General features: G+C 53.1%; 10 protein-coding genes. All 10 read left to right on the top strand.

The genetic code is table 11. The annotated features are described in order from the left end of the window. The first annotated feature begins 94 nt into the window (after window positions 1-94). On the top strand, window positions 95-2,521 hold the full coding sequence (locus METH5_RS0101230) for a TonB-dependent receptor (RefSeq protein ID WP_029146783.1): 2,427 nt from the start codon (window positions 95-97) through the stop codon (window positions 2,519-2,521). Window positions 2,522-2,744: 223 nt separating this feature from the next. Further along, window positions 2,745-3,983: a PepSY domain-containing protein gene (locus METH5_RS0101225; RefSeq protein ID WP_232410889.1), complete on the top strand. Its 1,239-nt coding sequence runs from the start codon at window positions 2,745-2,747 to the stop codon at window positions 3,981-3,983. Window positions 3,984-4,096: 113 nt separating this feature from the next. Continuing rightward, on the top strand, window positions 4,097-4,723 hold the full coding sequence (locus tag METH5_RS0101220) for a hypothetical protein (protein ID WP_029146781.1): 627 nt from the start codon (window positions 4,097-4,099) through the stop codon (window positions 4,721-4,723). Window positions 4,724-4,750: 27 nt separating this feature from the next. Continuing rightward, window positions 4,751-5,890 (top strand): efflux RND transporter periplasmic adaptor subunit, encoded by a 1,140-nt coding sequence (locus tag METH5_RS0101215; RefSeq protein WP_232411076.1) that lies wholly within the window; start codon window positions 4,751-4,753, stop codon window positions 5,888-5,890. After that, window positions 5,887-7,848 carry a MacB family efflux pump subunit gene (locus METH5_RS0101210; RefSeq protein WP_036307456.1) on the top strand — a complete coding sequence of 654 codons (1,962 nt, stop codon included), beginning with the start codon at window positions 5,887-5,889 and terminating at the stop codon, window positions 7,846-7,848. The genes METH5_RS0101215 and METH5_RS0101210 overlap by 4 nt, the downstream gene beginning before the upstream one ends. Before the next feature lies 1 nt (window position 7,849). Then, window positions 7,850-9,235 carry an efflux transporter outer membrane subunit gene (locus tag METH5_RS0101205; protein ID WP_029146778.1) on the top strand — a complete coding sequence of 462 codons (1,386 nt, stop codon included), beginning with the start codon at window positions 7,850-7,852 and terminating at the stop codon, window positions 9,233-9,235. Window positions 9,236-9,346: 111 nt separating this feature from the next. Further along, window positions 9,347-9,865 (top strand): sigma-70 family RNA polymerase sigma factor, encoded by a 519-nt coding sequence (locus tag METH5_RS0101200; RefSeq protein WP_036307454.1) that lies wholly within the window; start codon window positions 9,347-9,349, stop codon window positions 9,863-9,865. Continuing rightward, a complete protein-coding gene (locus tag METH5_RS0101195) occupies window positions 9,865-10,830 on the top strand; it encodes a FecR family protein (RefSeq protein ID WP_029146776.1) in 966 nt (321 codons plus the stop codon). The genes METH5_RS0101200 and METH5_RS0101195 overlap by 1 nt, the downstream gene beginning before the upstream one ends. A 91-nt stretch (window positions 10,831-10,921) precedes the next feature. Next, complete coding sequence (locus METH5_RS0101190) at window positions 10,922-13,387, top strand: TonB-dependent receptor (protein WP_029146775.1); 2,466 nt, start codon at window positions 10,922-10,924, stop codon at window positions 13,385-13,387. A gap of 186 nt (window positions 13,388-13,573) precedes the next feature. Then, the gene (locus METH5_RS0101185) at window positions 13,574-14,101 is read left to right on the top strand and encodes a sigma-70 family RNA polymerase sigma factor (protein ID WP_029146774.1); all 528 of its coding nucleotides are present in this window, start codon (window positions 13,574-13,576) and stop codon (window positions 14,099-14,101) included. The last annotated feature ends 2 nt before the right edge of the window (window positions 14,102-14,103 follow it).

Raw genomic sequence — 14,103 nt, 5'->3', positions numbered from 1 at the left:
TCGACCAATGCTATGAAACCATTTAGCAACGAGAGACGAAATGAAAATAAAACAACAACCCGGCCATCGCCGAACGCAACTACAGAAACAGGTCATGAGTGGCCTCTTGGCCACTGCCATGGGCATCGCAATGTTGCCTTTATCCGCACATTTTTCATTAGCGCTTGCCGCAGAAAATGAGGCGTCACGTGGCTACGATATTCCAGCCGGTGCCTTGGATAAGGCCTTAAGTCACTTTGCTGGTGAGGCAGGTGTGGTGCTGTCATTTGAGGCCGATCAGGCCAAGCATTTAGTGACCAGGGGGCTTAAAGGCAATTACACTATTCAGCAAGGGTTTGAGCTGTTGCTGCAAGGCTCCAAATTGCAGGCTGTAGAAGTACAGGCCGGGCGTTATACCCTCAAAAAATCCGCTACCAATGCAGTTTCAAGTGAAACGGTAGAGACATTGCCCGAAGTGAAAGTCACCGCAAAAACGGACCAGGCTAAAAGCGAACTCATGCCCGCCTATGCAGGTGGGCAAGTGGCACGTGGTAGCCGTGTTGGTTTGTTGGGCAACAAAGAAATCATAGATACACCGTTTAATATCACCAGCTACACGTCACAACTCATAGAAGACCAGCAAGCGATTACGGCGGCAGATGTATTGGCTAATGATCCTTCGGTACGTACGATTTCTTATGGCCTAACCAATGCGGCCGGTGCAGGCGACTCTTTTATGATTCGCGGGTTTCCGATTCAAAATGGCATGCTGTTTGACGGTATTTACGGCATCGCGCCTAATCGTACGCTGCCAGTGGAGACGGCTGAGCGTATAGAAGTGCTTAAAGGCCCCAGCGCATTGTTAAATGGCATGGCGCCTTACGACTCGGCAGGTGGTGCCATTAATATGGTGCCCAAGCGGGCAGGGGATAAACCATTGACCAGATTGACCGCGACCTATATGTCGAAAGGCGTGTTTGGCGGGCATTTAGATATAGGCCGTCGTTTTGGCGAAGAGAACGAATGGGGCGTGCGTTTTAATGGTGTGTATCGCAATGGTAAAACCGCGACAGATGGCCAATCTATCGAGTTAGGCGCCGCGACAATTGGCATTGATTACAGAGGCAATAAATTGCGCGCTTCTCTGGATGCCGGGCACCAAACCATGAATAATGAGGCGCCACAAGGTGCTGGCGGGTTGGGCATCGCCGACACCATTGCGATTCCTCGCCCGCCAAGTGCGACTAAACAAATCGCCCAGGACTGGGAGTATGCCAAAACCAGAAGTGATTATTTTCTGACCAAGCTGGAGTTCGACATTCATCCTGACTGGACCCTGTATGGCGCGCTGGGCGAAGGGAATAATCGCTTTCAGTATTTATCCACTGACATCTATGTCACTGATGCCCAGGGTAATGCGCAGGCAACCGTATATTACTGGCCGGATTACTGGAACTACAAGACCGTGCAAGCTGGCTTGCGTGGCTTGTTCCATACTGGTGAAGTCAAACATCAAATTAACCTGAACGCCTCCTATTTGAAGCAAACGCATGGATTCACTGCTGCGTACTATGGGTTCACCAGCTTTAACACCAATATTTACGATGCAGCCAGTGTTGATCAACCATCGCTTGCAGGATTTTCATCCAACCCACCCAAAACAGATTCACTACAACTGCCTTCGGTAGCATTTGCGGACACGATCTCTTTTATGGATGAACGCGTTGCGGTGACATTAGGAGTAAGGCATCAAACTGTCAAAGTCATTACTTATGATACAAGTACAGGGGGTGGCACAACTAGCTATGACAAAAGTGCTTTGACCCCGATGCTGGCATTGCTGGTTAAACCCATGCAAAACTTTTCCATCTACGGAAACTACATTGAAGGCTTAAGCAAAGGTGATACAGCATCACCTGGCACCACCAATGCCGGGCAGGTGTTCGCGCCATTTCAAACCAAGCAATATGAAGTCGGTGCGAAGTACGACTTTGGTCGCTTCAGCACGACACTGAGCTTGTTTCAAATTGAAAAGCCCAGTGGTTTTTCTGTCATCAACGCCGATCTTACGCGCACTTACAAAGTCGATGGCGAGCAGCGTAATCGCGGCGTAGAGCTCAATGTGTTTGGTGAAGTGATACCTGATGTACGCTTGCTGGGCGGGGTGGCCTACATTGATGCCCGCCAGACCCATACTGAAGGCGGTTTAAATGATGGCAACTATGCGCCCAACGTTTCCAAATGGCAGCTTAACCTTGGCACTGAATACGATGTTAGAGGCTTGTCAGGCGTCACACTCACTGCCCGCATGATTTCCAGTAGTGCACAGTATATTGATGCGACCAACACTTATAGTATTCCAGGCTGGACACGCTGGGATGTGGGTGGCCGTTATAAAACAAACTCCTGGGGCAAGCCAGTGACACTGCGGGCGGGCATAGAAAACTTATTCGGTCATGAGTATTGGGTTAGTGGTTCAGGCAGTTGGTTATATCTTGGCAAACCGCGACTGTTAAATCTTTCTGCCACTATCGATTTTTAATTCATGACAGCAGTGGCTTGAGCAAGCGCCTGCTTGGGTCACTGCGTCAATCACAGCCTATTCGACCCCAGATCAATCACTCATCGCGTAAATATTTTAAAGATTGAGGTGCCTTTTTTTCATTCTCGCGTGTCATGACAGAGAAGAGGTTGTTATTTGCGCATCATCAAGGCGCATGTAGTGCGCCTCGTAATTCAGTATGTCGTGGTTGAAAGGTTGGTTTGTGAAGTTATCCCATTTACGTTTGACGCTGGTGACGGTGCACCGCTGGGCAGGGCTGTTTATGGCAGTCTTCCTGTTTATTGCCGGACTGACTGGGGCCGTGATTTCGTGGGATCATGAACTGGATGCGTTGCTTAACCCACAATTATTTAGTGCACGCAGCGGCGAATCCGCCAAGCCATTGTCACCATTAGCGCTGGCACGTCAGGTAGAAATAGCCAATCCACAGTTGCTGGTGAGTTATGTGCCTTTATCCATTGAGGCTGGTCACACTTTAATGATGGGGGTGCGTGGCCAGATAAGTGCAGACACGGGCAAACGTATTGAGCTCGGTTTTAATCAAGTGGCGATTGACCCGGCGACCGCTGCCATGCAGGGTGCACGGCAATGGGGGGCAGTATCCATGACGCGCGAAAACCTGCTGCCGTTTCTTTATAAGCTGCATTACAGCCTGCACCTGCCAAAAATTGGCGAAGATTTTTATTTAGGTTTGTGGGTGATGGGGATCATTGCCATTGTTTGGGTGCTGGATTGTTTTCTGGCGCTATGGATATCATTCCCTAACTTGGCTAGCTGGCGTAAATCATTTGCTTTTCGTGTTGGCCAGGGCTGGCCAAAAATGAATTTTGATTTGCATCGCTCAGGCGGCGTGTGGACCTGGTTATTACTGTTGATGCTGGCCATTACTTCTGTGTCTATGAACCTGAACGACGCGGTGATGCAGCCATTGGTGTCGGTCTTTTCACCGTTAACCCCAAGTCCGTTTGATGCGCGTAAACCTAGCCCTGATAATGCGCCGATTAAACCTGCTTTTAGTCGCGAGCAAATACTAGCTGTCGCCCGTGAAGAGGCAGATAAACGTGGTTGGCATCTCCCGGCAGGAGCGATTGCGTATGCCGATCGATATGGCACGTATCAGGTTGGTTTTTTTGAACCGGCGCAGGCGCATGGCGATGGCGGGTTGGGTAACCCCTGGTTATATTTTGATGCCATGACCGGCCAGGTGATAGGCTGCGATGTGCCAGGCACAGGCACTGCCGGAGATATCTTTATGCAGGCACAGTTTCCTTTGCATTCCGGGCGCATTATCGGATTGCCCGGCCGTATTCTGATTTCGCTGATGGGCTTGGTGGTTGCCATGCTCAGTGTGACCGGCATCATTATCTGGTTGAGAAAGCGGCGTTCTGCCGCCAAAAATGGCCATGCCAAGCATCAGCGACTGCCAGTACATGCGTCATAAGTGCTACGCCTGTCACAAGACGACAAAAGTGCCCTTTTTGGATGCTCGCGTGTCATAGCTTATAAGTGCGTACATTTTTCTGAACATCACAAGATTACAAGGAGCGTTTTCATATGAACACCGGCCTCTTTACCCTCGGGTTACGGGCGGTCGCCGCCGCGTGCCTTATAGGCAGTTGTGCGGCAAATGCCGATTACGTCTGGCTGGAGCCGTCAGCGGATGGCACGCACGTTTTTATCGGCCAACATGAGACTGCAAAGCGTGCCGATATTACAGTGCTCAATAGCAGTCGCGCTTTTGTAGCAGATGGGCAAACGCTGTCACTCAAAAAGCAACAAGACCATTTGCAGGTTGATCCGGCGTCAGGCGATATCAGGCTGACCGCGCAGGTGGTGAGCCAGGGTGATGTGTTGAATTTTTACCAGGCCAAGCTGGGGCGTAGTGAAACCAAACCGGTCAATGACCTGGAGTTGGTGCCACTGGAGCCCAATGGCAATACGTTTAAACTGGTATGGAAAGGCAACGCGGTGGCTGCCTCACAAGTAAATGTGAGTACCAGCGAAGGCTGGGTGCGCACACTCAAGCCGGCAGAGGATGGCACGGTCACCCTAAGCCCTCTTTTCCCCGGCTTGTATGTACTGGAGGTGACTGCCCGCGTTAACGGCAGTGCGAACTATCAGGGTAAACAGTATGCAGATGTGCGCCATACCGCCACGCTGAGTTTTGAGGTTCGGCCTTAAATGAGATGGCGTCAGTACAGATGGCCTGTGGTCTTGTTGGTGATCATTCTGCTCGGTATGGGGGGGCGCTGGTGGCAAGCACAGGGACAATCACCGTATGAGACAGAAGTTGTCCAGCGTGGCGATATCGAGCAGAACGTGACGGCGATAGGCACGTTGCAACCACGCAGCTACGTAGACGTGGGGGCGCAGGTATCTGGACAGATACTGGCCTTGCATGTGCAGCCGGGCGATGTGATTGAAAAAGGTAAACTGCTGGCAGAGATAGACCCGCGTGTGCCGCAAGCAACCGTGGATGCCGGGCGCGCAGCACTGGCCGGGCTGCAAGCGCAGCTTGAGGAGCAAGAGGCGCAATATGCCTTTGCCCGCCAGCAGGATGCCCGCCAGCAGCGTATGCATGCCGAAGATGCGACACGTGCCGAGGATGTGCAGCAGGCAGAGGCGACCATGAAAACGGCCGCTGCGCGTATCAAAAACCTCAAGGCGCAGATCGTGCAGACACAATCGACTTTGCAAGGGAATGAGGCGCTGCTCGGGTTTACGCGCATCTATGCGCCTATGTCAGGTACCGTGGTGTCTATTGATGCCAAAGCGGGCCAGACGCTGAATGCCACTTACCAGACACCTACGCTATTGCGGATTGCTGACTTGTCGACGATGACGGTGTGGACCGATGTTTCCGAGGCGGATGTGCGGCATGTTAAACCCGGAATGATTGTGTATTTTAAAACACTGGGCGGCGATAGCCGCCGCTGGACGGGCACTGTGCGGCAGGTGTTGCCAGCACCGCCCAAGCCCGAGACCGCCAGCACAAGCGGCGTTCAAGCAGCTACGAGCAATAAAGTGGTGCTTTATACGGTGCTGTTTGATGTGAATAACACCGATGGTGAGCTGATGCCGCAAATGACAGCGCAAGTGTCTTTTGTTGTAGCGCAGGCCAAGCAGGTGATTCTGGCGCCCACCTCGGCGCTGAGCCTGGTAGAGGGTAAGCCTAACCAATACAAAGTGCGTGTGCTGACGAAAGATCGCCAAGTCGGCTGGCATGAGGTAGTCACCGGTGTGCGTACGCGCTTGCGTGCCGAGATTGTTTCTGGCCTGGCAGAAGGTGAACAGTTAATTATTGCGGATAAATCTCCACAGCCCAGTGCCTGGAAGTTCCAGTTTTGACCGGCTGCCAACCATTGATTTCACTGCGTGACATCCGCAAGCATTATGGCGGTGGTGACCAGCCACGGGTTGAGATATTGCATGGCATTTCACTGGAGATACACGCCGGTGAGTTTGTCGCCATTGTCGGGGCGTCTGGCTCGGGTAAATCTACCTTGATGAATATCCTGGGCTGCCTGGATAGGCCAAGCAGCGGGCACTATCATTTTGCCGGACGTGATGTGGCCGATTTGGACGCGGATGACTTGGCCTGGCTGCGACGCGAAGCCTTTGGCTTTGTGTTTCAGGGCTATCACCTGATTTCAACCGAGACGGCGCAGGAGAATGTAGAAATGCCTGCGCTGTATGCTGGCATGGCGGAGTCTGCACGGGCTGAGCGTGCAACCGCACTGCTGACCCGGCTTGGGTTGGCCGAACGCCTGCAATATCGGCCGCAGCAGTTGTCAGGCGGCCAGCAGCAACGTGTCTCTATTGCGCGGGCGCTCATGAATGGCGGCCACATTATTCTGGCCGATGAACCTACTGGCGCGCTCGACTCTCACAGTGGCGAAGAGGTCATGCTTTTGCTGAATGAGCTGGCCGATGCCGGGCATACCATCATCCTCATCACGCATGACCGCGAGGTCGCTGCGCGCGCGCGCCGTGTGGTTGAAATCCGGGATGGTCATGTCATCAGTGACACTGAATTTGCCACGACAGACGCTGGTGATACGGCTAAACACAATCATATTCCCGCCCTGACATTTGCCGCTGGCGATGCAGTCAACCAGTGGCGCGGCGATATGCTGGAAGCCTGTCGTGCTGCCTGGCGTGTGATGTGGGTCAACCGCTTTCGTACCGGGTTGACCTTGCTCGGCATTATTATCGGCGTTGCGTCGGTCATTGTGATGCTGGCCGTGGGCATGGGCACCAAAGAGCGGGTGGTGGCAGAGCTGGGCGCTTTTGGTACTAATCATATTTATATCTACGCCAAGCGCGAAAGCTCGCGTATTCCCGGTCGTGGGATCAGCGTTGCTGACATGGAAGCGCTGGCAGAATTGCCGCAAATTAGCTATGTACTGCCTAGTCTTTCTGGCAACAAGGTGGTGCGTTTTGGCAATGAAGATACACAAACCCGCATTAAGGGGTCGCGCGCGGCCATGTCACGTATGTTGTCCTGGCCTGTGGTCAAAGGCTCCTTTTTTACCGAAGAGGATGACGAACACATGGCAACGGTGGCTGTGTTGGGGCAGCGGCTGGTGCAAAACCTGATGCCGGATGTTAAAAATCCGATCGGTGAAACCATTTTGATAGGCAACGTGCCGTTTCAGGTGATCGGCGTGTTGGCCTCCAAGGGCGCGGTGACGGGCGACCAGAGTGATGATGACCTGGTGATTATCCCTTATTCCACGGCAAGCCTGCGGGTGTTTGGCGAGCGGGAGCCGAGCTATGTCACGTTAGAAGTAAAAGACATGACACTGGTCGATGCGGCTGCCGAGAGCATGGAGACATTGCTGTTTGCCCGCCACGGTGTGCGTGATTTTCAAATCGAAAACGCAGCCGCCTGGATCGCAGCACAAGCCAAAACCCAGGATAGTATGGGCTTTATGCTCGCCCTGATTGCTGTGGTGTCACTGGGCGTGGGCGGTATCGGTGTCATGAATGTCATGTTAATGACGGTGCGCGAGCGTACGCGCGAGATCGGGATTCGCATGGCGACAGGGGCGCGTCAGCGCGATATTTTGCGACAGTTTTTAACTGAGGCAGTGCTGGTGACGACGGTTGGTGGCGTGACTGGTGTTGTGATTGGGCTATCTATCGGCATTACACTGGTTTTTTTCGGCATGCCGGTCATCTTTTCACTGACTGCGATTATGGGTGCTTTTTTCTGTGCCGTGATCACCGGCCTGGTATTTGGTTTTATGCCCGCGCGTAAAGCCGCCAGCCTGGATCCTGTGGTGGCGCTTGCCAATGAGTAATATGAAATTAATTGTTTATTTTCCCCTGGTAGTATTGCTCGCCGCCTGCAGCCCGTTGCAGCCCTTACAGCTTAACCCCGGAGATGGTTTGAGTACGGTGCCTGCGCAGTGGCGGTATCCGTCTACGCCAGGTGAGGCGCAGCTAGAGCGGGACTGGTGGCAGGCATTTGGCAACACAGCGCTGGATCAACTGGTGCAACAGGCGCAAACCGCCAATTACGATCTTGCCGCTGCCGTTGCGCGCGTCACACAGGCGCAGAAGCTGGCGGTGGTCGCAGGGGCACCATTGCTGCCTGAGGTGTCGGCAACAGCCAGTGCCGGGCGCCAAGGGCGGTTAGATGGCAGTGGTGATACCGCTCACGTCAGCCAATATGCCGTAGGCATGGCGGCGAGCTACGAGATCGATTTCTGGGGCAAGAACCGGTCCGCTTACCAAGGGGCGTTGGCCAGGGTTGCTGCTAGCCAGTTTGACCGTGACAGTGTACGTCTCTCACTTTGCGCCAGTGTGGCCAATACCTGGATGGAGCTGACCGGCCTGCGTGAGCGCGCGTTGATTGCGCAGCAGAATCTCAACAATGCTGAACAGGTATTAAAGCTGGTGCAGTCGCGTTACCGTGCCGGGGCGGCTAACCAGCTATCACTGGCGCAGCAGCAAGGTCTGGTCGCTACGCAGCGGCGAACTTTGGCGCTCCTCAGGCAGCAACAGGGCAATACCGAGGCGATTCTGGCGACACTGTTGTCGCAGCCATTGGCCGGATTACAGTTGGATCAGAGTCGGCTGGCAGAGGTGCAAGTGCCTCAGTTAGGGGCAGGGGTGCCCGCCAGCCTGCTGGCACGCAGGCCGGACATCGCCAGTGCCGAAGCAGCCTTATTGGCAGCGCAGGCTGATATTGCAGTGGCACGTGCCGTGATGTTGCCGAGTATCACCCTGCGTGGAGGGGTGCTTACCAGTAGTGACCACCTGAGCCGTGTGCTTGATCATCCTTTGTACAGCCTTGCCAGTGGTTTGGCTGCACCTATTTTCAATGCCGGGCGGCTTGCTGCACAAAGGGATCTCACGATTGCCCGCAGGCAAGAGCTATTGGCTAATTATCGGCAGACCATTGTGGCTGCATTTGCCGATGTCGAGGCTGCCCTCAACCGTATCCAGGGGCTGGAGCAGCAGGCAGCTGCCCAAGCCGAGGCGCTGGAGAATGCTGAACGTGCGTTCAGCTTTGCCCAGTCCCGCTACCTGGCGGGGGCTGAAACGATGCTGACCTTGCTGGATACCGAGCGCACCTTATTTATGGCCAAGGATGTCACGCTGCAAATACGCCAACAGCGCTTGCAGGCCTCGGTTGACCTGTATCGTGCCCTGGGCGGCGGCTGGGCGCGTGCAGCCTCTTGAGCATGCGTTGCGACTGTGCTTGAAAGACGCAGCGGATACGCATTAATGTTAATGCATGACATGGTATAATGAGAATTATTATCATTTGTAATTTGCGGAATCTGTCTTCACATGCTGGCAAACGAGCGTGCACTGCAACAAACCCTACATAGTCTATATAGCGAACATCACGGTTGGTTATTTTCCTGGTTAAGAAGAAAACTGGGATGTCCGCATGCGGCTGCTGACCTGATGCAGGATACTTTTACCCGTATTTTAGTATCTCGTGATGCCTTGCTCACCATGCGTGAGCCGCGTGCCTATTTGACCACCACGGCCAAGCGCCTGCTGTTGAATCAAGCGCGGCGACGAGTGATTGAGGAAACTTATCTTGCCGGTGTGGTCGCCATGGGCGAAGCCTATGCCCCTTCAGCCGAGCAGGTGGCTGCTGCCGTTGAGGCGCTGGAGCATATCAGCCATATGTTGCAAGGCTTGGCGCACAAGCCACGTGAAGCTTTTCTGCTGCGCTATCTGGATGGCTTGTCTCATGCAGAGATTGCGGCCGAGTTGCAAGTCTCCACCAGAATGGTGCAGAAGTACCTGGTGAGTGTGCTGGTGCATTGCCATATGGTGCTGGGTGAGTCTGCCTGATGACATCGATTGCCAAACAAGCCGCTGAATGGTTATTACGCCTGGAAGACGACGCACAAGACCCTGCTTTGAACAGTGCGTTTCAGCAATGGCTGGCACGTGATCCGGCCCATGCTGAGGCGGTTAAACAGATGCAGGACATGATTGCCAGGCTGGAGGGTTTGCGTCCGCAATCAGGGGTGGCACATCATGCGATACAGGCCGGTATCAGGCAAGAAAAACGCCGTAGACAACTCAAGCGCGGTGCGGGTGTGATGGCGTTATTGCTGGTGTTGGCATTACCCGCGCGCCTGATGCTGGAAGGCTATCCACTCTCTTACTGGTTGGCAGACATGCACACGGCCACCGCCGAGTGGCAATCGTCAGCGTTAGCCGACCATAGCCAGGTAACACTCAACGGCCATAGCGCGATTGATGTCGATTTTTCAGCGCGGCGCCGTACTTTAAAACTACTGCAAGGGGAGGTGCTGGTCGATGTGGCCAAAGATGCCAGCCGCCCGTTTGTGGTTGAGACCGAGCACGGCAGTATTACCGCCCTCGGCACCCGTTTTGTAGTGAGCCGTCGTGCCCACTCTACAGAAGTCCTGATGCTTGAATCTAAAGTGCGTGTCAGCCCCGGCCAACAGGCGGCTGTGCAGTCTGTTGTTAAACAGGGGGAAGGGCTCAGCTTTACGTCTAGCGAGCTTGGGGTGCTGCATACCGTTGATGCCGAGAGCATTAATGATGCCTGGAAGCTGCATCAGCTGGTGGTACATAATCAGCCATTATCTGATGTGCTGGCCACGTTGGCGCGTCACCACAAGGGCTATCTGCGCTTTGATACCGCCGCTTGCTCACGCTATATGGTCAGTGCGGTTTTGCCGCTGGATGACCCTGAGCGTGCATTGGCATTATTGGCTGAGAGCTTCCCGATACAACTGCAACAGTTCACTCCGTGGATTGTGTCAGTCAAAATTAATCCCTAAAAATGCATTAAATGTTTACTGTCTGGTTCCGGTTTTTGATTGCCGGTTGTCTTGGTGATTAACACTGTTCACTAAGGGAGTAACACATCACATGCAATCGTTGAATCAAAAGCGCCAGGCGCAGGCAGGCGGCTACAAGCTGTCGCCTGTTGTGCTTGCCTTGCAACTGGCCTGTCTGCCTATTTTATTCACTAGCCCCATGATCGCTTATGCAGAGTCTGTGGCGGCCACTAAACAATACGACATTGCTGCCGGGCCGCTGGCGAGTGCGCTCACGCGTTTTGCGCAGCAGTCTGGCGTTTCTATTTCACTGGATGCCGCAGATATTCAATCTTTGCGTAGCGCCGGTTTAAAAGGGGCCTATAGCGTAGAGGAAGGTTTTGCCAAACTGCTGGCGGATACTGGCTATAGCGCTGAAAAAACCGCAGCAGGCTATGCGTTGCGCAAAGCCCCATCATCGCGTGACGAGGTCAGCCAACAACAGACATTGCCTGAGGTCAGTGTGACTGCCAATAAAGCACGTGAATCGGCTGCCATTAGCGAAGGCACTAAATCTTATACCGCCCGTGCCGTGACAATCGGCAAGGGTGAGCAGAGTTTGAGAGAAACACCACAGTCCGTGAGTGTGATGACGCGCCAGCGCATGGACGACCAGAACCTGACCACACTGGACAGTGTGTTAATGCAAACCACCGGTGTGACCAAGCAGCTACGTGGTTACGGACACTCGACCTATTATTCCCGTGGCTTTGAAATCAGCAACTACATGGTAGATGGTGTGCCTATGGGGGATTATGGTGGCATCGGAACGCCACCGGACACCATCATGCTGGACCGTGTCGAAGTGTTGCGCGGCGCACCCGGTTTGCTGATTGGCAATGGCGACCCAGGCGGTACCGTGAACATGGTGCGCAAACGGCCAATGGCTGAGCAGCAACTGCAAGTCACAGGGCGTGCCGGTAGTTGGGATTATTACCGTCTGGATGCTGATATCACTGGTGCACTCAATGCAGCGGGTACCTTACGTGGCCGCCTGATTGCAGGCTACGAAGACCGGCATTATTTCTATGAAGCGACACAATCAAAGTTACCTTTGCTGTACGGAATTCTGGAAGCGGATCTGGGAGAGAAGACAGTTGCCTCCATTGGTATGCGCTACCAGGATTACCGCCAGTATGGTGGCCGTGTGCGCGGTGGCTTACCAATGTCTACTGATGGCAGCAATCTGAATCTGCCCCGGTCTACCTCACTGGCGCCAAGCTGGACTGGTTATGACAGCCAGACGCAGGAATTTTTTGGGGATATTACGCATCAATTCAATGAAAACTGGAAATTTAAGCTGAGCGGACTCTATCAGCGTAATGACCGTGAAGACACGATTATCCGTACAAACGATGGCCGGGTAGACCCACTGACACTCACAGGCACGCGTTATACGCGTGTTGAGTTCTCCAAGGTATTATACGAAACCACTGCAGTCGATGCGCAGGTAACCGGCAAGTTCGATGCACTCGGTCAGACGCATGAAGTGTTTGTCGGTGCCAACTGGCAGCAGGCTGAGATGCCATCCAGCAGGACATCGCGTGTTTCATATGTGCCGCAATACGCCGTCAATTTCAATACTTTGGATCTGTCACAGGTACCACGTTTATACCCAGGCGTATATGCGGCCTCTTTAAACTCCAAAGAAATCCGGCAAGGTCTTTATGGCAATGCCCGATTGCAATTGGCAGATTCGCTCAAATTGATTCTTGGCGGCCGTATCAGCTGGTATGAGTATGAAAGCTCATTTAATGGTGGCTACAAACAATCAAACGAAGTCACGCCCTATGCTGCGCTGATTTATCGCTTGAATGACAACTGGTCGCTATATGGCAGTTACACTGAGATCTTCAAACCGCAAAGCAATATGTTGACGGCAAATGGTAGTGCGCTGAATCCAGCCACCGGCAGAAACTATGAAGCCGGCATCAAAGGCGAGTTTTATGATGGCAAGCTAAATACCTCATTGACTTTGTTCGATATCAAGCAATCTAACGGTGCTATTAATGACCCACAGAACCTTGTTGGTTGCGCCGGCGGTGCCTGCTCTATCAATGCAGGCGAGCAAAAAAGCAAAGGGTTGGATGCAGAGATTAGTGGTGAAGTCTTACCGGGCTGGCAGGTCTCTGCCGGGTATACCTTTAATGATGCCAAATATGTCAGAGCCAGTGACTCCAACCTGAACGGGGTAAGCCTGAACAGTGACCACAACCCACGCAATCTATTCCGTGCCTGGAACACTTATCGCCTGTCAGGTGAGTGGGACCGTTTCACTATCGGTGGCGGCGTTGTGATGCAAAGCCGGACGTCTTACACCACGCCGCAGGACAGTATCAAGCGCGAGCAAGGTGGCTATGCAATCTGGAGCGCGCAGGCCAGTTACAAGATAGACAATCGCTGGACGGCAGCAGTGAACATCAACAACCTGTTCGATAAGCACTATTACCTGGATGCCTTGCAGACATTCTACGGTGATCCGCAAAACATCATGCTCACCGTGCGTGGTAGTTTGTAATTGTTAAAGAAATCGGGGATGCTAGTCATGCGTGTTGTTGGCTAGCATCCCCCGGTTTTGACAATGGTATGTGCCTTCATTGGTCGGTCATTATCCATACCAATAGAGCAAGCAAGGTTGCATGCTTATAAAAATCAACTGCACATGATAAAATGAGAATAATTATCATTTGCAGGTTAGCTTAATATGTCAGCGAACGAGTTTGTTATTCAGCAAGCTGTTGAGGCGCTTTATACACAGCACCATTCTTGGCTGCAACGTTGGTTGCAGCGTAAGCTTGGGCATGCGGCGGATGCTGCAGATTTGGCGCAGGATACTTTTATGCGTCTCCTTAATGCGCCTGAATCTATCATTGAAAAAAATTCAGACTGGCATTTAAATGAGCCGCGCGCTTATCTCACTGTCGTAGCTAAGCGACTGCTTGCCAACCTGTATCGTCGGCGTGCATTAGAACAAGCCTATCTGGATTCTTTAGCATTGATGCCCGAATCATCAGTCGCTTCTGCCGAGCATAAGTTCGTTATTTTAGAGACCTTGCAGCAAATTGATCGCATGCTGGATGGGTTGCCAACCAAAGTACGCGCTGCCTTCTTACTGGCGCAACTGGAGGGGATGCCTTATGCGGACATTGCGACACAGCTCAGGGTGAGCGAACGCAGTGTGAAACGTTACATGGTACAAGCCATGGCGCAATGTATTGTATTGATGCCATGACC

This window comes from Methylophilus sp. 5, assembly GCF_000515275.1.
Lineage (GTDB): Bacteria > Pseudomonadota > Gammaproteobacteria > Burkholderiales > Methylophilaceae > Methylophilus.
Note: the sequence above shows the minus strand (reverse complement) of the source record. Positions and strands in the feature narration are given on the sequence as shown.